Source organism: Leisingera sp. M523, from assembly GCF_025141335.1.
GTDB lineage: Bacteria > Pseudomonadota > Alphaproteobacteria > Rhodobacterales > Rhodobacteraceae > Leisingera.
The window spans coordinates 537,801-554,977 of record NZ_CP081036.1 but is presented as its reverse complement, the minus strand read 5'-3'; the positions used below and the strand labels follow the sequence as shown (position 1 = coordinate 554,977).

Genomic DNA, 17,177 nt, shown 5'->3' with positions numbered 1-17,177 from the left:
TCAGTCCTTCACGAACATCTTGCGCGGCACATCGGACAGGCACTCCGGCCCGTTTGCCCCGATGCGGATGCTTTCAGTGATCTCAAAACCCCAGTCCTCCATCCAGAGGCCGGTCATGAAGTGGAAGGTCATGTTTTCTTCCAGAACTGTGGTGTCGCCCGGACGCAGCGACATGGTGCGCTCGCCCCAGTCCGGCGGGTAGCTGACGCCGATCGGATAGCCGGTGCGGTTGTCCTTTTCGATTCCGTATTTTTTCAGCACCTTGAAGAACGCCTTGGCAATGTCCTCGCAAGTGTTGCCGGTTTTTGCCATTTCCAGACCCGCTTCCATGCCTTCCAGCACTGCCTTTTCCGCATCAAGAAAGGTCTGTGTCGGCTTGCCTAGGAACACCGTGCGCGACAACGGGCAGTGGTAGCGGTGCACAACGCCTGCGATCTCAAAGAAAGTCCCCTCGCCGGATTTCATCGGCAGATCGTCCCAGGTCAGATGCGGCGCGGCTGCATCCGGTCCTGACGGCAGCAGCGGCACAATAGCGGGATAGTCGCCGCCAAAGCCCAAACCCTCGTCATAACGCAGGGCGGCGTCATAGATATCTGCCACCAGATCGCATTTGCGCATCCCTGGCTCGACACGCTCAAAGATCCGCTGATGCATGCGCTCAACGATCTTGCCGGCCTGGCGCATATAGGTGAGTTCAGCCTCGGATTTCACCGCCCGCTGCCAGTTGACCAGCGCGTTGGTGTTGGCAAAACGGGCATTCGGCAGATGCGCCTGCAGGGAGGCATAGGCAGCTGCGGTAAAATAGTAGTTGTCCATTTCAACGCCGATAGTGCCGCCGTCCAGCCCGCGGTCCGCCAGCTGCGCCGACAGGTAATCCATCGGGTGGCGTTCAGTCGATTGCACGTAATGGTCCGGATAGCCAATGATACTGGCCGGTTCCATGAAGCAGGTGCGCAAGGCGCCATTGGCATCCTGGCCGCGGCCGTACCAGAGCGGCTCACCCTCAAGGCCCAGCACAACGCATTGATGGACATAGAAGGACCAGCCGTCATAGCCGGTCAGCCAATTCATGTTCGAGGGATCGGTGACGATCAGAAGGTCGATGCCGCGGCGGGCCATCCCGGACCGGGTTTTGTCGATACGCGCCTGGTATTCAGAGCGGGAGAAATACAGCTTGGGGTCTGCCATATGCGTGGTTCCTGGTTGATCAGCTGGTGAAAGTGGAGCCGGCACCCGCCGCATCTGCGCGGTTGCCTGCAAGAGTTGCGATGGCGGTGTCCTGAACGCCGGTGCCGGTCAGGTCTGCAATGATCAGATCACTGTCCGCCTGGCGCCCGGCGGCCTTGCCTGAGGTGACATCTCCCAGTTCGGTGAAACTGCGGTCATTTGGCATCAGCCCCGCCTTGATGGCACTGCGCAGCTCGCCCTTGACGGCACACTGCGCCTGGCTGTCAGGCACGTACACGTCTGCCTTGGCCAGGCAAGCCGGGTCCAATTCACACTTGTGCTCCTGATCCGACCCCATGGCGATGACCAATTGGCCCGGCCGCAGCCACTCCGCCTTGATCACTGGCTTAGCTGCAGGTGTTGTTGTGACGACGATATCAGCCGAGGAGACCGCCTGCGCGGCGTCTGTGCCAGCTGTGATATCAAACCCAAGCTCTTCGCGCAGGCTGGCAGCAGCGGCCTCAGCCTTGGCCACGTCCCGTGCCCAGATCACGGCGCTTTTGATTTCGCGCACCAGGGTCATGGCCTTCAACTGCATCTTCGCCTGCACGCCGGCGCCGATGATACAGACACGCGCCGCGTCCGCGCGCGCGAGGTGGCGCGCGGCGACAGCACCCGCAGCGGCGGTGCGCACATCGGTGAGGTAGCCATTGTCCAGCAGCAGCGTCTCAAGCATGCCGGTCTTACTGGAAAACACCACCATCAGCCCGGTTGTGCTCGGCAGGCCGAGTTTAGGGTTGTCGAAAAATCCCGGGCTCATCTTCATGGCGAAACTGCCGATCCCCGGCACATAGGCCGTTTTGACACAGACTTCGCCGTTATGATCCGGCACAGGCAGCGTCATGATCGGCGGCATCACCACCTTGCCCCCGGCCAGCGTGGTAAAGCCCCGCTCGACACAATCCACTGCATCAGCATCCAGCGGCACCAGATCGCGCAGCTCCGTCTCAGTCAGGATCTTGATGTCAGGCATCTGCGCCCCCCTTGGTTTCGGCTTCCACATTGACATCTTCTCCGTTGATGATGCGTTTGTGCAGGGTCATGTCGATGTTCTGACCACTGACCAATGAGACGCAGCGGCCGGGATTTTCGATCTTGCCCGCCAGCAGGGCAGCGATACCGACGCTGCCGGAGCCTTCGATCACCTGGCGTTCTTCGAAATAGGCATGACGGATGGCGGCGGCGATTTCCGTCTCGGACACCAGCACCACATCATCGACAAAAGCCTTTGTCATTTCAAAGGTATAGGCATTATTCAACCCGATGCCGCCGCCCAGAGAATCCGCAAGCGTGGCTTTTTCCTCAACCAGGACAGGTTTACCGGCCTGCAGGCATTCATACATTGCCGCGCCGCGTTCCATCGACACGCCAATCACGCGGATTTCCGGGTTCACTGCCTTCATCACCATCGCCACGCCGGAAATCAGCCCGCCGCCGGACAGCGGCACCAGCACGGTGTTCAGATCCGGCATCTGTTCCAGCATTTCCAGCGCTACCGTACTTTGGCCCGCGATGATGTCGCGATGGTCAAAGGGCGACAGCATGGTCATGCCGTCCGCCACCAGCCTGTCGACCTCAACCTGGGCATCGTCCTGCGAGCGGCCCGCAATGCGCACTTCGGCGCCGTGGGATTTTATGCCCTCGACCTTGTTTTGCGGCACCAGCTCCGACATGCAGATGATGCAGCGCACCCCGGCCTGCGCTGCGGCGTAGGCCAGCCCGCGCCCGTGGTTGCCAGTGGACACGCCAACCACACCCGCCATGCGCTGTTCATCGGTCAGCGACAAAACCGCATTGGTGGCACCGCGCAGTTTGAAACTGCCAGTAATCTGGGTGCTTTCCAGCTTCAACGAAACCTCTCCGCCGCAACGCGCGCTGAGAGAGGGCGAAGATACCAGTGCCGTCTGCCGGATACGCCCGGCAATCCGCGCCCGGGCCTGATAGCTGTCCTGAAGGGTGATGTTGTCAGTCATTGGACCTGTTTAGCCTTGTTAGAGTTCAAAGAGCCTGCCGTAGCCCGGCACCGGATCCGCGATCCCGGCCAGGCGCAGGCAGCGCCAGACCATCGCCTGGTTTGAGCTGACAACCGGCTTGCCCAGCCGGTCCTCGATCCGCTGCACGCAAGGTGCCGCCCGCAGCGCGGTGCAGGACAGAAACAGCGCATCCGCGCCCTCATCACAGGCAGCGATTGCGGCCTCGATGATGCTGTTCTCGGAAATCCGCGCCATCTGGCGGTCATCTGTCAGGCCAAAGCAGACAGCACTGACCACCGCTGGGCCATGCGCCGTAAAGTACTGCGCCATCTCATCGGTGACCGCCGGGCTGTAGGGGGTTAGCAGCGACACCCGGCTGGCACCCAGCGCCTCAAACGCATCAAAGGCGGCAGAGCTTGGGGTGACGCACGGCGTCTTCGGCTTGGCGGCGTTCAGATAGCGGGTGACTGCGTCATTGCCCAAGACGATAGAGGCCGCGGTGCAGCCATAGGCCACCACGTCCACCTCTTCCTCCGGCAGGATTTGCGCCGCTGCTTCAGTCAGCCGCGGGCCGGTCTGCAGAAGAGTTTCCCTGGTGGTCGGATTCTCAAACGCGATACGGTTTGTGTAGACGCCGACCCGGTCCGGGTCGCAGATCCGGGCAAAGTCGCGCTCAGACGTGTGGTCGGTCGCCAGCGCCACCAGCGCGATCCGCTTTTTGACCGGACGGTCGTCCAGCATGGCAGGAACCCGCGACGGCGTGGAATGGATATCAAGAGCCATTTTTGCTTTCCTAAACAACAAGAACCGGGGTTTCGGCCAGACTCGTCACCTTGTGAGAGACACTACCCAGCAGCACCCCTTCCAGCGAGCCAAGGCCGCGGCTGCCGATCACGATCAGATCATGCCCGTGCTCCCTGGCAAACCCCGTGATGGTGCGCGCCACCGGGCCGGCTTTGACAAAGGCGCGGGGGCTTTGAACGCCGCCCGCCGCCGCCAGCGCCTTGCCGCGCTCGGCCACCTGCTTGGCGTGGCTGCGCATGATCTCGTCCAAGTCCTCCGGCTGATCCGGACGCACCATATGCATTGAGGCCTCCAGCAGCGAATGGTGGCGGTAGACCGTCAACAAGGTCAGCCCAGCCCCGCACAGCTGCGCCAGCTCCGCCGCCTTGGCCAGCGCGGCCTCGGCGCCTTGGGAGCCGTCGAAGGGCACCAGAATGGATGTGAACATCTCAGCGCCTCGTTATTTTGCAAAGGCCAGGTCGCGCAGAAACAACGCAATCTGCGGGAAGAAGATCAGCGCCACCGACACCCCCAGCAGCATCAGGATGAAGGGCGGCGTGCCGCGCACCACCTCGGCATAGGGGCGTTTGAACACGGCAATGGCAGTGAAGATATCGCAGCCGAACGGCGGTGTGGCCGATCCGATAGCCACCTGCAGGGTGATGATTGTGCCAACCAGAACCGGGTCCAGCCCCACCGACTTCACCACCGGCGCAAAAACCGGCACCAGCACCAGGATCACCACGATGGGATCGACAAACATACAACCGATGAAAAACGCGATGGAGATCACGAACAGCACCCCTATGGCGCCCATCTCGGCAATTCCGATGGCGCCAAGGATCTGCTGCGGCACCTGAGCGAATGAGATAACCCAGGAAAACGCAGCCCCTGCCCCCACCAGAATGAACACGATGGCGGTGACCAGCCCGGTGGATTTTGCGGTTTCATAGACATCCGCCAGCGCCATTGAGCGGAACACGGCGACCTCCAGGATCAGCGCATAGAGAACGCAGGCCGCCGCGGCCTCGGTTGGGCTGAAGACGCCGCCGTAGATGCCGCCGATGATGATCACCGGAAACCCCATCGGCCAAAGTGCGGCACGCATGGTCTGCAGCCGCTGGCGCCAGGTGGCCTTGGGCTCGGTCGGCACGTTGTTACGCACGGCGTAGATATAGGCGTAGGTGGAAAACAGCAGCAGGATCAGCAGGCCGGGACCAATGCCCGCAATGAACAGCTCGGCAATCGAGGTGCTGGAGACCACGCCATAGATGATCATGCCGATCGACGGCGGGATCAGAAAGGCGATGTCGCTGGCGTTCACGATCAGCGCCAGCACAAAGCTGTCCTTGTAACCCGCCTGCAGCATCCGCGGGCGCAGCGGCGAACCGATCGCCACAACGGTGGCTTGGGTCGATCCGGAAACCGCCCCGAACATGGTGCAGGCAGCTGCGGTGGAGATCGCCAGCCCGCCGCGGATATGGCCGATATAGGCCATCACCACATTGATCAGCCGCCCCGCCGACTGGCCGCGGGTCATGATATCGGCGGCAAAGATGAACATCGGCACCGCAATCAGCGAGGCGGGCCGGATACCGGCCATCATCTGCTGTACCATTGTCTCGGTCCGGGCCAGATCGCCAAACAGCATCAGAAACCCGATAAAGGCGCCGGCAATCAGCGGGATCATCATCGGAAAGCCCAGCAGCAGCAGGGTGATCATGGTCAAAAATATTGTTGCAGCCACGGGTTCGCCCTCAGATTTCGATTTCTTCTGCGTCCTCGTATCCCTCTTGCACATGCGTCGAGAGATAGATGCCGGGAGACGTCAGATTGCGCACGGCGGTCAGCAGGTATTGGGCGCCGGTCATGAAGAACCCGGCAGGCACCCAGACCAGGATGACCCAGACCGGGATCTGCAGTGCGGGCAGCACCCGTCCGCGCGCGGCCTGCGAGCCGATGTATTTCACCGCGTAAAAGCACAGCAGGAACATGAAACCAGCGGTGATTATGGAAATCACCACGATCATCACCTTGCGCAGATGCGGCGGCAGCAGGTCATAAATCGCCGACATGCGGATGTGGCGGGCGTTGCGCGCGGCATAGCTGATGCCGGCAAAGGTGATCAGGATGATCAGGATCCGGTTCAGCTCCTCGGTAAAGAAGATGGAGTTCCCCAGCACGAACCGCCCAACAACATTGGCCACAGTATTGGCGGCCATCAGCAGAACCCCTGCCGCTAGCAGAAATGATTCAATGCGGCTGATGGCGCTGTCGATCACACCCAGAAACCCAGGCAGCGCTGACTCGTGTGACTGTTGCATTCCTTCCTCCCCAGGCCCGGAAGCTGCTGAGCAGGCAGGACCCGCTCAGCACTGTTTGCAGGAGAGGCGTCAGTTGGCAGTGGCCGCCAGGTCAGCCTTCAACTGTTCCAGGATCGCGGCGCCGCTGTCGCCGGTCATCTCAATGAACTTGGCCTCAACCTCAGCCGCTGCTGCCATGAAGCAGCTGCGCTGATCGTCGTTCAGCACAGTCACCTGCATTTCCGGTTTGGCTTCCATGATCTTGGCCAGCTCAGTCTCCGCCGCTTGCTGCTGATAAACCACGGTGTGGTCATAGGCGGCCTGCGCCGCGTTCTGCACCAGTTGCTGATCCTCGGCGCTGAGGCCGTCGTAAAAGTCCTTGTTGGCCATCACCGCGGTGGTGAAATTGTTGTGGCCGGCGTAGGTGATGTAATCTGTGACCTCATAGATCTTGGTTGAATAGAGGAAGAACGTCGGGTTCTCCTGCCCCTGGATCACATTGGTCTGCAGCCCGCCGTAAACCTCGCCCCAGGGCAGCGGTGTCGGGGTGGCGCCAAAGGCCTTGTAGCTTTCGACCAGCAGCGGGTTGGTCATCACCCGGAACTTCACCTCGTCCAGATCGGCGCAGGTGGTCACCGGAGTCTTGGTGGTCATCGCCACTTCGCCCTCGGGGAACATGTTCAAAAGCTCCAGCCCCTGATCCGCATAAAGCGGCTTGAACATGCCGTTGATCGCCTTGCTTTCCTTGTAAAAGCGCGCCAGGTGATCCTGATCGGTTGGCAGCAGGTATGGCACAAAGAACACCTGTGCCTCCGGGATCAGCGAGCCGGTAAAGCCCGGTGATTGGTCCACAAACTGCAGGATGCCGTCCTGAGTCTGCTCCATGATGTCGGCCGATTCACCCAATGTGCCATAGGGGAACAGCTGGATCTCGTGATCCGAGTTCGCCTCGATCTCTGTCTTGAATTTCTGCGCATAAACACCCTGCACATCGGTCATTGCCTCTTCAAAGGCATAGCGCCAGGTGTCCGCCTGCGCGGCACTGCCTGCCAGGGCAATCCCCGCTGCCGCAAGGGCACCGAAGGTGATTTTGACAGTTTGAGCCATGTTTTCCTCCCAAGTCTCTTGGGTGCCTGCGCACCGCTGCGACAGGTTTGAGAGGAATTGTACTGCATGTCAATTTTTTTATTGTTGCAGGACAATCAGTATGTGAAAGGCGCAATCCCCTCCGGCGGGCGGCCCAGCATTCCGGCGATCAACTCCAACGCTTGCCTGAAACGCCCCAGATCCTGGATGCTGCCAAGCGACAGACGCACAGCATTCTGCGGCGGCGTCTTAGGGGGCAGGAACGGTGCATCCGGCGCCACCGCGACTTTCAACTCACGCGCGTAAGACACGAAACTGCTGGTGCTCCAGCCCTTGGGCAGCGGCAGCCATAGATGCAACGCCGAGGGGTGGCCCTGCCAGTGCCAGTCTTTCAGCACCTCAGCGGCGATGCCATGACGCTCGGCCAGCGCAGATCGCTGCCACTGCGCCAGCTCCAACGCGGTGCCGTCCTGCACCCAACGGGTGGCCAGTTCGCACATCAGCGGCGTCGCCATCCAACCAAACACGACAATCCGCCCGGTCAATGCCGGCAGCAGATGCTCCGGCGCCGCCATGTATCCTGCGCGCAGCCCCGACACAGTGCATTTGGTAAAGGTAGTCAAATAGATTGAACGCTCCGGCGCAAGAGCAGTAACCGCCACCGGACGTCCCTCGGCCACCGGACCAAAGGCATCGTTTTCGATGATGTGCAGATCGTGTTTGCGGGCGACATCCACCAGCGCGCGGCGGCGTTCCTCAGTCATCATACCCGCTGTCGTGTTGGCCAAGGACGGAAGCAAAAACAACACTTTAGGGTTGCTTTCCTGGCAAAACCGCTCAAGCGCATCCGGAAGGATACCATCCGCATCCACATCAACCCCCGCAAGGTTCAAACCCAAATAAGAACACCCCGAAACCAGCAAATGATGCGTGACCTTGTCTGACACTACCGTGTCGCCAGGCCGGGTCAGCGCCGACAGCGCCGCTGACATGCCGTGACTGACCCCATTCGTCATAATGATCCGCTCCGGCGGCACTTCCAAACCGCAATGCCGCAGCCATTGCGATCCGGCGGCACGGTGGGCGTCATGACCGATATTCGGGCGGCAGGACAGATAGTAGCTCGGGTCCAACCCCTCCGGCAGTTCCCTCAGCGCTTGTTCGAACCGCTCAGCATGTTGCTGCGAGAATGCCGGGCGTGAAATCGACAGGTCGAAACCGCCACCGCGTTCAGAGCTCAGCTGAAACGGCTGATCGTTGGACTTGTCAGGATCCAGAACGTAGCTGCCCCGGCCGACTTGGCCATCAATCAGCCTTTGCCGCCGCAAACTTTCATATGCCTTGCTGACGGTGTGGACACTGAGGCCAAGATCATCGGCCATTTTGCGATGGGTCGGCAGCTGCGTCCCCTTCGGCAGCTTGCCGTCTGAGATTGCCCTGGCAATGGCCAGCGCAAGGCTCGCATGCAGGGGGGAGGTCAAGGCGGAGGGATCAGGATGCCAAATTGTCATGCAACATTTTACAAGTGATGACCCCGACTTCGCAATACAATTTCCACACAGCTGCCCCCCAAACGCAGACAATGATCCAACTGCTGGCTTTGCAATGGTCAGTTTCGGCTGCCAATTGATGCGATGGCCAGCCAGCTCTCCCGTCCGCCATCCTAACCCGCGAGCAGCTCCAATGCGCGAGGTATCAGAAAATCCGGGCGGCCGGTCACGCCAGTTTCAGCACCTGCTCGATTACATATTCGGTCTGCGCTTCAGTCTGAGCAGGCCCGATCGGCAGGCTGATCACCTGTGCAGCCAACGTCTCAGAAACAGGGAACGCACCCTTGCCATAGCCAAGCCCGGCATAGGCGTTCTGCAGATGCGGCGGTTTGGGGTAGTGGATGACTGTGCCGACTCCTGCAGCCTCCAGCCGGGTGCGGAAAGCATCCCTGTCCGGATGGCGCACCACAAAGAGGTGCCATACCGGATCCGCCCATTCCGGCACCGCAGGCAGTACCAGTCCGGCCACTGACAGTGCGTCCAGGTAACGGGCGGCAATGGCCTGGCGGCGGGTGTTCCAATCATCGAGCACTTGCAGTTTCACTTGCAGCGCCGCTGCCTGCATCGGATCCAAACGGCTGTTCTGGCCAGCCAGTTCATGCTCGTATTTAACCGCCGAGCCATAGTTGCGCAGCATAGACACCCGCTCTGCCAGCTCCGGCGAGGTGGTGGTAAACCCGCCGCCATCCCCAAGCGCACCCAGGTTCTTACCCGGGTAAAAGCTCCAGCAAGCGGCCTCGCCGAAGCTGCCGATCCGCTTGCCTTTGTATTTGGCGCCATGCGCTTGGGCGGCGTCCTCCAGAAGGTGCAGCCCGTGCTGTCCGGCAAGCTCAATCAGCGGATCCATGTCGGCTGGCTGACCATAAAGATGGACCGGAATGATTGCCTTGGTGCGGGACGTGATGGCAGCGGCCACCGCCTCCGGGCCGATGTTGTGGGTGGCTTCCAGCGGTTCCACCGGAACGATGGTTGCTCCGCAAAAGCTGACTGCCAGCCAGGTCGCAATATATGTGTTCGCGGGCACGATCACTTCATCGCCCGGGCCGATCCCCATTGCCTTCAGCGCAAGGATCAGCGCGTCCAGGCCGTTTCCAGTGCCCAGGCAATGCGGCGCACCGGTGTAACGGGCAAAACCGGCCTCAAATGCTTCAACCTCAGGACCCAGAATGAAGTACCCGGACCGCGCAACCCGCAGCACAGCTGCCTCCAGCTGGTCCTGAATTTCGGCATGGGCACCCGCAATATCGAGGAAAGGAACCTTCACGCTGCACCTGCCGCAGCTTTGAATTCATTATAATCGCGGATGTAATCCGCTTCGTCATAAACTTCGGAGGTCAGCACCATGCAAACCGCCCCGGAGGAGAAGTTGTCGAGGTAGCGCCACATCATCGGGCAGACATACAACCCGTAGTAGGAGCGGTTCAGGTGGAAACGCTTGGTCTCAAAACCGTCGTCCAGCAGGATGTCGAAACTGCCTGACATGCAGATAATGAACTGATGCAGCGCCTTATGCGCGTGCTCGCCGCGGTCAGCCCCGCCCGGCACGTCATACAGATAATATACCCGTTTGATATCAAAGGGGATATGGTTGCCGCCCTCAACAAAGGTCAGGTTGCCCCGCACATCTGTTATCTTGGGCAAGTCAATGATTTTGCAGTCAGTCAGAGGCACGGAAACCGCCTTCGCATTTGAATGTCCCTTGTGTATATGCATATCTGAACCGGACCAGCAAGCAGCGCCGGCCGCCAGGGCCGCCTCAATCAAGGACAACGTCCCTCCCATGAGCAAAAAGCTACTGATCATCGGTGCGGGTGAATTCGCCGACATCGCCTATGAATACTTTACCGTCGATAGCGACTATGAGGTCGCGGGTTTTGCGGTGGAGGCTGAGTTTCTGACCGAGGACGAGAAATTCGGCCTGCCGGTGGTCGCACTGGAAACCGTGGAAACCATGCTCCCCGCCTCCGAGGTTGAGGCACATGTGGCCGTGACCTCAACCAAATTGAACCGGATCCGTGCGCGGCTGATCGAGACCGCCCGCAGCAAGGGATACACGCTGGCCAATTTCATCAGCCCCCATGCCATGGTCTGGCGCACGGCAGAGCTGGGGGACAATGTTTTCATCTTTGAAAACAACGTGGTGCAGCATGGCGTCAAGATTGAAAGCGGCTGCGTCCTGTGGTCCGGCAACCATATCGGCCACCAGACCCGGATCGGCGAGCACTGTTTCCTGGCGTCGCATGTGGTGGTCTCGGGCTATTGCGATATCGGCGCGCGCAGCTTTGTCGGGGTCAATGCGACCTTTGCTGACAATGTGAAAATCGGCGAGGACAGCTTTGTCGGCATGGCCGCCGCCGTGAACAAGAGCTTTGACACGCCAGGCCTGATCCTGAACGGCAACCCGGCCGAGCCTGCCAAAGTCTCCTCCTACCGCTATTTCCGGATCAAACAGTAAGATGGGCTGGGTCAAGAAAGGGCTGGTATTTGCCCCGGACGGAAGCCAGGACTGGGCCAAGCATTCCTTCATGACACCCTGCCCCTGGCAGCGGGACGCGGACACCATCCGTCTGTTCGGCGGGATGCGGGATGATCAGGGGATCAGCCGGATTGGCTGGATCGACGTCGATGCCTCCGACCCCTTGCAGGTCAAGGCTGTGTCCGAACAACCTGCGATCGGGCTGGGGGCGCCAGGCATGTTCGATGACAACGGCATGATCCTGGGCGATGTCCTGGAGGTCGCAGAGGATGAGCTGCGGCTGTATTATGTCGGCTTTCAGCTGGTGGAAAAAGCCAAGTTCCTGGCCTTCAGCGGGCTAGCCATCAGCCGCGACCGGGGCGACAGTTTCGAACGGGTGCAGCAGACACCGGTCATCGACCGCTGCCCCGAAGGTCCCTTCATCGGTGCGCTTCATTCCATCGCCACGCTTCCCGATGGCTCCTACCGGGCTTGGATATCCCGCGGCTTTGGCTGGCAGGACATCGGCGGCCGGCTGTTCCCGCAATATGACTGCTGGACACTGACCAGCGAAGACGGCGTGCGTTTTGAAAATGCCTCGGCGCAGCGGATCATCCCCCCTGCCCCGGAGGAATACCGCATCGGCCGCCCGCGGGCAAACCGGCTGCCGGACGGCTCGTGGGAATTGCGCGCGACCTCCGACACTCTGTCAAAGCAATATGCCAGCTTCCGGTTCACTTCTCCTGACGGGGTTAGCTTTGTCCGGACCAGCGCCGAGGAACTGCCGCGCGGCCCCGCAGGTTCCTGGGACGGCGAGATGACCTGCTATCCGGCACGGATCGACACCAGTCAGGGCCGCAGCTTTCTGTTTTACAACGGCAACAACATGGGCGCGACCGGCGTGGGTGTTGCCATGCTTGAGGATTGAGCGGTGGCGATTGAGATAAAGCGCTACGCAGCCGGCAGCGCCACCGAATGGGATGAATTCCTGACGGCGTCGAAAAACGGTACCTTTCTGCTGCAACGCGGGTTCATGGACTATCACGCCGACCGGTTTCAGGATCATTCTTTGATGATCCACGAAGACGGCAAGCTGCTGGCGGTGCTGCCCGCCAATGCCGATGGCACGGCGCTGAATTCCCATGGCGGGCTGACCTATGGCGGGGTAATTTCCGGCACCAAGATGAGTGCGGAGCGAATGCTTATGGTTTTTGACGCGCTTGCCGCCTATCTGCGCCCCGCCGGGTTCACCGAAGTGAACTACAAAGCCATCCCCTATATCTATCACCGCCAGCCAGCCGATGAAGACATCTATGCGCTGTTCCGGCAAGGCGCGCAGGTTGTACGCACGGATGTGTCAGCCACCATCGCAGTACCGCACCGCCTGCCCTTTGGCAGCGGCAAAAAAGACGGGCTGCGCAAGGCGCGTAAAGCCGGTCTGGAAATCCGCGAAAGCACCGATTGGAGCGCCTGCTGGGCTTTGCTTAGCCAAGTTCTGGACGACCGGCATAAAGCGAGGCCTGTGCATAGCGAAGCGGAGATCCGGCTGCTTGCGGGCCGTTTTCCTGATCGGGTCCGGCTTTTCGGGGCCTTTGACGGTGATCAGATGATCTCTGCTCTGGTGATTTTTGACTGCGGCCAGACTGTTCATGTGCAATATATCGCCTCATCGGACCTGGGCCGCCAGAAAGGCGGTGTAGACATGATTGTTCACCACTTGCTGGACACTGTTTTTACCGGCAGGACGTGGTTTGACTTTGGCATATCCACCACTGATCAGGGGCGGGAACTGAATACCGGGCTGGCCAAACAAAAAGAGATGTTCGGCGCCCGCAGCACGGTGTATCAGCAGTACCGCTGGCAACTCACCTGACACAGGGTTTCCGCCTGCCATCACCTGTGCTGCGGTTGCGGCACAGCATCCCGGCCGACTTTGAGGACATGCAATGACACAGCCCCCCGCCGCCAGTTTCATTCTGCTGTCCTATTGCCAGGAAAACACTATCACTGAAGCGGTGCAGTCCTTGCTGGACCAAAATTGCGAACCAATCGAGATCATCATCTCGGATGACGCCTCCGCCGACGGGACGTTTGAGAAGATCAAGCAGCTGGCCGGCAGCTTTTCCGGTCCGCACAGGATTGTGGCCCGGCGGAATGAAACCAATATGGGCGTCAATCGGCATATCGAACATGCTATCTCCCTCGCCACCTCCGACCTGATGATCTGGACCGCCGGCGATGACCGCAATGCCCCCAACCGCGCCCAGCGGATTATCGACAGCCACCGGCAAACCGGCGCCAAACTGCTCTATTCGGATGCGGAAACCGTCGGCCCGGACGGAGAGCCCGGCGAGAACGCCTACCGCCGCGCCCTGTTCTACAAGGACTTCAGCACCGAGGATGCGGCCACCGCCTTTTCGCTCTACCTGGGGGCAACTGCTGCATGGCACAAAGACCTCTATCGCAAATACGGCGGCTTTCCCAAAGACCGTGCCTATGAGGATCTGATTCTCGGCTTCCGCGCCCTGCTGGAGGACGGCCTGCACTATATTCCCGAGAAGCTGGTGACCTACAAAGAAGACGTCGGCATCTCAGCCCAGCTGACCAAGAAGATCAGCACTCTGACCAATCAGGAGCGCCGGACGCGGATGCTGAAAGGGCAACTGGCCGTCTTGGAACAGCGACTTGCGGATGCCAAAACGTTTGGCCTGGCGAAAAATTCGCCGGTTGTCAGAAAGATGGCACAAGCAGCCGGCAAGATCCGTGCCCGGTTGGATTTCTATGACGGTATCGGCGCCGTGCTGGCCAGCCGGCACTATGGCTGGGGGGCAAAGCTGCAGGGCATCGCCAGCGAAGGTATGCGCAGGCTGCGCAACAGGTAACGGGGCAGACCCAAAATGCCAGCCGGCAGGCTGCAGATTGTCAGGCTTGCAGCCTCCAGGGGTCTTCCTGTTCCAGACTACCTGAAACCGCATCGGAACCTGCATTTGTCCTGAAGGCGCCGATGGCCCCGGCCATGGCCTGTGCTTCTTTGGACAGACCCAGGCTTGAGGAGGTGACCTCCTCGAACAGGGCCGCATTGCGGGTGGTGGCATCGTCAAGATTGGACATTGCCGAATTGATCTCCTGCAGGCTGCCGGATTGCTCGGAAGAGGCCTGGGAAATAGTTTTCATCAGATCTGCTGCGCTGTCGACAGAGGCGGAGATTTCACCAATTGCCGTGCGGGTCTGTTCAACCAGATCCGCACCAAGTTCGACATTCTGGCCGGCTTCATCCACCAGAGCCGAAATTTCAGTCGCAGCTTCTTTCGACCGGTGCGCCAAGGTCCGCACTTCCGAGGCCACCACCGCAAAGCCCTTGCCAACAGTGCCAGCACGTGCCGCCTCAACCCCGGCATTCAGCGCCAGAAGGTTGGTCTGCTGGGCAATCGCTTCGATCATGCCGATGATCCGTGAGATTTTTTCTGAACTTTCCTTGATTGCTTCCATTGCGCCGTAGGTCCGCTTCACCACCTCAATACTGGCGCTGGCATTCTCGCGTGCCGCTTCAACAGAAGCGGACGCCTCTCCCGAGGCCTGGGCGGTGCCGGTAATGGAAACCGAGAGCTGGTTCACGGCAGCAGCCGTGCCTGCCAGCGTCTGCGCAGTACGCTCCGAGCGTTCGGATAGATCGCGGGACGCCGAGGAGATTTCGGTGCTGCCGCCGGCAATCGACTGGCCGCTGGTGCTAAGGCTGCTGACAGAGGCCTCCAGTTTTTCCAGCGCCGCATTGAAATCATCCCGCAGCTTGGTATAGCCCTCGCCCATTTCCCCGTGGATCCGGGCTGTCAGATCACCCTGCGACAGCTGCTCCAGACCCTCGCCAATGGCCGTCACTGCCGCCGTCTGCTCTGCCAGGCGGGCGTCACGTTCCGCATCCGCTGCGGCCTCGACTTCTGCCTTCTCCACCAGCCCGTCGCGAAACACCGAAAGCGCCGTGGCAATCCGGAAGATTTCATCACTCGCCCGGTCGTACCCTGTTACCGGGCGCAGATTGCCGGCAGCCAGCCGCTCGGTAGTGCCGCTGATATCAGCCAGAGGGCGCAGGATAAGGATCCGGGTCAGAACCAGAGACGCCAGGAAGACACCGGCAGCCACAGCCGCCAGGATTTGCAGCTGTTGCTGCGCTGCCTTCACCTCAGCCGCGAGACCGCCCGCAATGGACGCGATCTCCAGCCGGCTTTCGGCCCCCAGACTGGTTGCGTGATGTGCAAATTCCAGCACCGCATCCACAGTTGCCTGCGACGCCGCAGCAGCCGCAGCTGTGGCCTCCAGCGACGCCACCTTGAAGACCGGCAATCCCTCGGACGGATCGGCCAGGCCCACCAGATCCTTAAGCTCCTGCGCAAATACCCCGTTATTGAAACCGGCATAACCCTGCAGCGCCTTGGCAGCGTCCTGAAGCGGGGCAGCAGCGGCATCTGCGGCATCAATGTCATGCGCAGCCGCCACATCCAGCGCCGCCACCTGGAAGGCGCTGATCCAGCCATTGATCTCCAGCAGCTGCTGCAGCACGCCAACCTGGTTGTCCAGCAGCCCCTGGATCGCCGTCCGGTTATCGGAACTGGCCTGGGTTGCCGCAACAGACAGGGTGAACACCATACGCTCCATCGCCTGGGTCAGCGGGCGCACGCTGGCATTGCGGGCGCTCAGAACTTCCTTGCGGCTGTCCTTCAGCTCCTTTCGGCTCGCGGTGAGGGTATAGCGGAACAGTTCCACACCCGCGCGGACCTTCTTGGCCCTGAAGGCATCCAGGCCCAGCTCTTCCAGCCGCCCCATGACCGGCTCCAGCCGGCTCAAAGCGTCATTGGCCATTTTTTTGAGCGCCCGCTTGGTGGGCACGTCGCGCACATGGCCCAGCGCCAGGGCCGCACCAGACAAAATGCTGATATCAGCGCGGGTTTCCAGCAGCGTTTGCAAGCTGCCGAACTGTTGCTCAACCAGGTTTTTGAGCACCTCATCAACCTGGCCGATTGTGTCTTCGCCGCCTGCCATCAAACTGTCGCTGGCCTCGGACGCGACCTGCACAAGCTTCGCCTGCACCGTTTGGCTAAGTGTCTGCAGGCTGCCGGTCTGGGAGTCGATCCAGGCCTGATTTCGAAAGGCGCCTTTGCGGGCGGCGATCAGATTGCTGAGCATTTCGGAGGCCGCGTCAGCCTCCTGCCTGAACATGGCCCGCTCTGCCGCAGGCAGTTCAGCCAGGCTGTTTTCAAGATGTGCAATCGCTGCAACCGCCTCAGTCTCGGCCTGGACCAGCTCGTCAACTGATCCAGCTTGCAAGACCGCAATCATCGCATCCTTTGCCCGGCTTCCCGCCTTGACAAGACGGCCGCTCAGCTCCAGCCGGGGCACCTTCTGTTCCGTCAAAACCTCCATTTGGCGGCCGGTCTGGGAAAAGACCAGCGTAACCATGACACCGCCAACAGCAATAGCAGCCCCCATCGCCATCAGGATCAGCGTGATTTTTGCGCCAATGCTGGAAAACAAACGGAAACCGCGCTTGGCGGGAAATTTTTTCTTTGCAGTCATAGTATCACCCAAGGCATCCGCCCATATTCCGTGCCAAGACCGGACAAGCAGCCGGCCCCACCGCCGTTATCGGCTGGTCAGGCATTCAATGGCGCAGGGCCGCTGCCGCACAGCTGCCCGCATCTCCCAAACAAAAGGGACGCAAGAACGTAAAAAAAATATGAGCGGCAATCGGGAAATCTGTTGAATTTTATCGACTGGCAGAGAAAGCAGCCCGCTGCAAAGGCCGTTT

The 17,177-nt window shown here is 60.5% G+C and carries 16 protein-coding genes; 4 read left to right on the top strand and 12 right to left on the bottom strand.

Features of this window, described 5'->3' with window-relative positions:
• From doeA to K3557_RS02625, 11 genes are all read right to left on the bottom strand, one after another.
• Complete coding sequence (gene doeA, locus K3557_RS02675; protein ID WP_259997489.1) at nucleotides 1-1,188, bottom strand: ectoine hydrolase DoeA; 1,188 nt, start codon at nucleotides 1,186-1,188, stop codon at nucleotides 1-3.
• Between the two features lie 19 nt (nucleotides 1,189-1,207).
• Nucleotides 1,208-2,200 carry an ectoine utilization protein EutC gene (eutC, locus tag K3557_RS02670; RefSeq protein WP_259997488.1) on the bottom strand — a complete coding sequence of 331 codons (993 nt, stop codon included), beginning with the start codon at nucleotides 2,198-2,200 and terminating at the stop codon, nucleotides 1,208-1,210.
• Nucleotides 2,193-3,200: a hydroxyectoine utilization dehydratase EutB gene (eutB, locus tag K3557_RS02665; RefSeq protein WP_259997486.1), complete on the bottom strand. Its 1,008-nt coding sequence runs from the start codon at nucleotides 3,198-3,200 to the stop codon at nucleotides 2,193-2,195. Before eutB ends, eutC begins: the two co-directional genes overlap by 8 nt.
• Before the next feature lie 18 nt (nucleotides 3,201-3,218).
• Nucleotides 3,219-3,983: an ectoine utilization protein EutA gene (gene eutA, locus K3557_RS02660; protein WP_259997483.1), complete on the bottom strand. Its 765-nt coding sequence runs from the start codon at nucleotides 3,981-3,983 to the stop codon at nucleotides 3,219-3,221.
• Between the two features lie 10 nt (nucleotides 3,984-3,993).
• The gene (locus K3557_RS02655) at nucleotides 3,994-4,431 is read right to left on the bottom strand and encodes a universal stress protein (protein ID WP_259986831.1); all 438 of its coding nucleotides are present in this window, start codon (nucleotides 4,429-4,431) and stop codon (nucleotides 3,994-3,996) included.
• Nucleotides 4,432-4,443: 12 nt separating this feature from the next.
• Nucleotides 4,444-5,730 carry a TRAP transporter large permease gene (locus K3557_RS02650; protein WP_259997481.1) on the bottom strand — a complete coding sequence of 429 codons (1,287 nt, stop codon included), beginning with the start codon at nucleotides 5,728-5,730 and terminating at the stop codon, nucleotides 4,444-4,446.
• Between the two features lie 10 nt (nucleotides 5,731-5,740).
• Nucleotides 5,741-6,307 carry a TRAP transporter small permease gene (locus K3557_RS02645; RefSeq protein ID WP_259986833.1) on the bottom strand — a complete coding sequence of 189 codons (567 nt, stop codon included), beginning with the start codon at nucleotides 6,305-6,307 and terminating at the stop codon, nucleotides 5,741-5,743.
• A gap of 69 nt (nucleotides 6,308-6,376) precedes the next feature.
• Nucleotides 6,377-7,393 carry a TRAP transporter substrate-binding protein DctP gene (gene dctP / locus K3557_RS02640; protein WP_259997479.1) on the bottom strand — a complete coding sequence of 339 codons (1,017 nt, stop codon included), beginning with the start codon at nucleotides 7,391-7,393 and terminating at the stop codon, nucleotides 6,377-6,379.
• Nucleotides 7,394-7,488: 95 nt separating this feature from the next.
• Nucleotides 7,489-8,883 carry a PLP-dependent aminotransferase family protein gene (locus K3557_RS02635; RefSeq protein ID WP_259986845.1) on the bottom strand — a complete coding sequence of 465 codons (1,395 nt, stop codon included), beginning with the start codon at nucleotides 8,881-8,883 and terminating at the stop codon, nucleotides 7,489-7,491.
• 205 nt (nucleotides 8,884-9,088) lie between these two features.
• Nucleotides 9,089-10,186, bottom strand: coding sequence for a DegT/DnrJ/EryC1/StrS aminotransferase family protein (locus tag K3557_RS02630; RefSeq protein WP_259997477.1), 1,098 nt, complete (start codon nucleotides 10,184-10,186; stop codon nucleotides 9,089-9,091).
• On the bottom strand, nucleotides 10,183-10,635 hold the full coding sequence (locus K3557_RS02625; protein WP_259997475.1) for an FdtA/QdtA family cupin domain-containing protein: 453 nt from the start codon (nucleotides 10,633-10,635) through the stop codon (nucleotides 10,183-10,185). The genes K3557_RS02630 and K3557_RS02625 overlap by 4 nt, the downstream gene beginning before the upstream one ends.
• 67 nt (nucleotides 10,636-10,702) lie before the next feature.
• Here K3557_RS02625 and K3557_RS02620 point away from each other — a divergent pair, with 67 nt between their 5' ends.
• The 4 genes from K3557_RS02620 (at nucleotide 10,703) to K3557_RS02605 (ending at nucleotide 14,259) form a co-directional block, all read left to right on the top strand.
• Entirely contained in the window at nucleotides 10,703-11,377 is a 675-nt protein-coding gene (locus K3557_RS02620) for an acetyltransferase (protein WP_259997473.1), read from the top strand.
• 1 nt (nucleotide 11,378) lies between these two features.
• Nucleotides 11,379-12,305 carry a hypothetical protein gene (locus K3557_RS02615; protein WP_259997471.1) on the top strand — a complete coding sequence of 309 codons (927 nt, stop codon included), beginning with the start codon at nucleotides 11,379-11,381 and terminating at the stop codon, nucleotides 12,303-12,305.
• Nucleotides 12,306-12,308: 3 nt separating this feature from the next.
• Nucleotides 12,309-13,250: a GNAT family N-acetyltransferase gene (locus tag K3557_RS02610; protein WP_259997469.1), complete on the top strand. Its 942-nt coding sequence runs from the start codon at nucleotides 12,309-12,311 to the stop codon at nucleotides 13,248-13,250.
• A 73-nt stretch (nucleotides 13,251-13,323) separates the two neighbouring features.
• Nucleotides 13,324-14,259, top strand: coding sequence for a glycosyltransferase (locus K3557_RS02605; RefSeq protein WP_259997467.1), 936 nt, complete (start codon nucleotides 13,324-13,326; stop codon nucleotides 14,257-14,259).
• Between the two features lie 40 nt (nucleotides 14,260-14,299).
• On the opposite strand, the gene K3557_RS02600 is transcribed toward K3557_RS02605, so the two are convergent.
• The gene (locus K3557_RS02600) at nucleotides 14,300-16,945 is read right to left on the bottom strand and encodes a methyl-accepting chemotaxis protein (RefSeq protein ID WP_259997465.1); all 2,646 of its coding nucleotides are present in this window, start codon (nucleotides 16,943-16,945) and stop codon (nucleotides 14,300-14,302) included.
• Between the last annotated feature and the right edge of the window lie 232 nt (nucleotides 16,946-17,177).

Coding starts and splice junctions, on each gene's coding strand:
- doeA (WP_259997489.1), bottom strand. CDS start 1,188: ATGGCAGACCCCAAGCTGTATTTCTCCCGCTCTGAATACCAGGCGCGT.
- eutC (WP_259997488.1), bottom strand. CDS start 2,200: ATGCCTGACATCAAGATCCTGACTGAGACGGAGCTGCGCGATCTGGTG.
- eutB (WP_259997486.1), bottom strand. CDS start 3,200: ATGACTGACAACATCACCCTTCAGGACAGCTATCAGGCCCGGGCGCGG.
- K3557_RS02600 (WP_259997465.1), bottom strand. CDS start 16,945: ATGACTGCAAAGAAAAAATTTCCCGCCAAGCGCGGTTTCCGTTTGTTT.
- eutA (WP_259997483.1), bottom strand. CDS start 3,983: ATGGCTCTTGATATCCATTCCACGCCGTCGCGGGTTCCTGCCATGCTG.
- dctP (WP_259997479.1), bottom strand. CDS start 7,393: ATGGCTCAAACTGTCAAAATCACCTTCGGTGCCCTTGCGGCAGCGGGG.
- K3557_RS02625 (WP_259997475.1), bottom strand. CDS start 10,635: ATGCATATACACAAGGGACATTCAAATGCGAAGGCGGTTTCCGTGCCT.
- K3557_RS02620 (WP_259997473.1), top strand. CDS start 10,703: ATGAGCAAAAAGCTACTGATCATCGGTGCGGGTGAATTCGCCGACATC.
- K3557_RS02635 (WP_259986845.1), bottom strand. CDS start 8,883: ATGACAATTTGGCATCCTGATCCCTCCGCCTTGACCTCCCCCCTGCAT.
- K3557_RS02645 (WP_259986833.1), bottom strand. CDS start 6,307: ATGCAACAGTCACACGAGTCAGCGCTGCCTGGGTTTCTGGGTGTGATC.
- K3557_RS02655 (WP_259986831.1), bottom strand. CDS start 4,431: ATGTTCACATCCATTCTGGTGCCCTTCGACGGCTCCCAAGGCGCCGAG.
- K3557_RS02605 (WP_259997467.1), top strand. CDS start 13,324: ATGACACAGCCCCCCGCCGCCAGTTTCATTCTGCTGTCCTATTGCCAG.
- K3557_RS02615 (WP_259997471.1), top strand. CDS start 11,379: ATGGGCTGGGTCAAGAAAGGGCTGGTATTTGCCCCGGACGGAAGCCAG.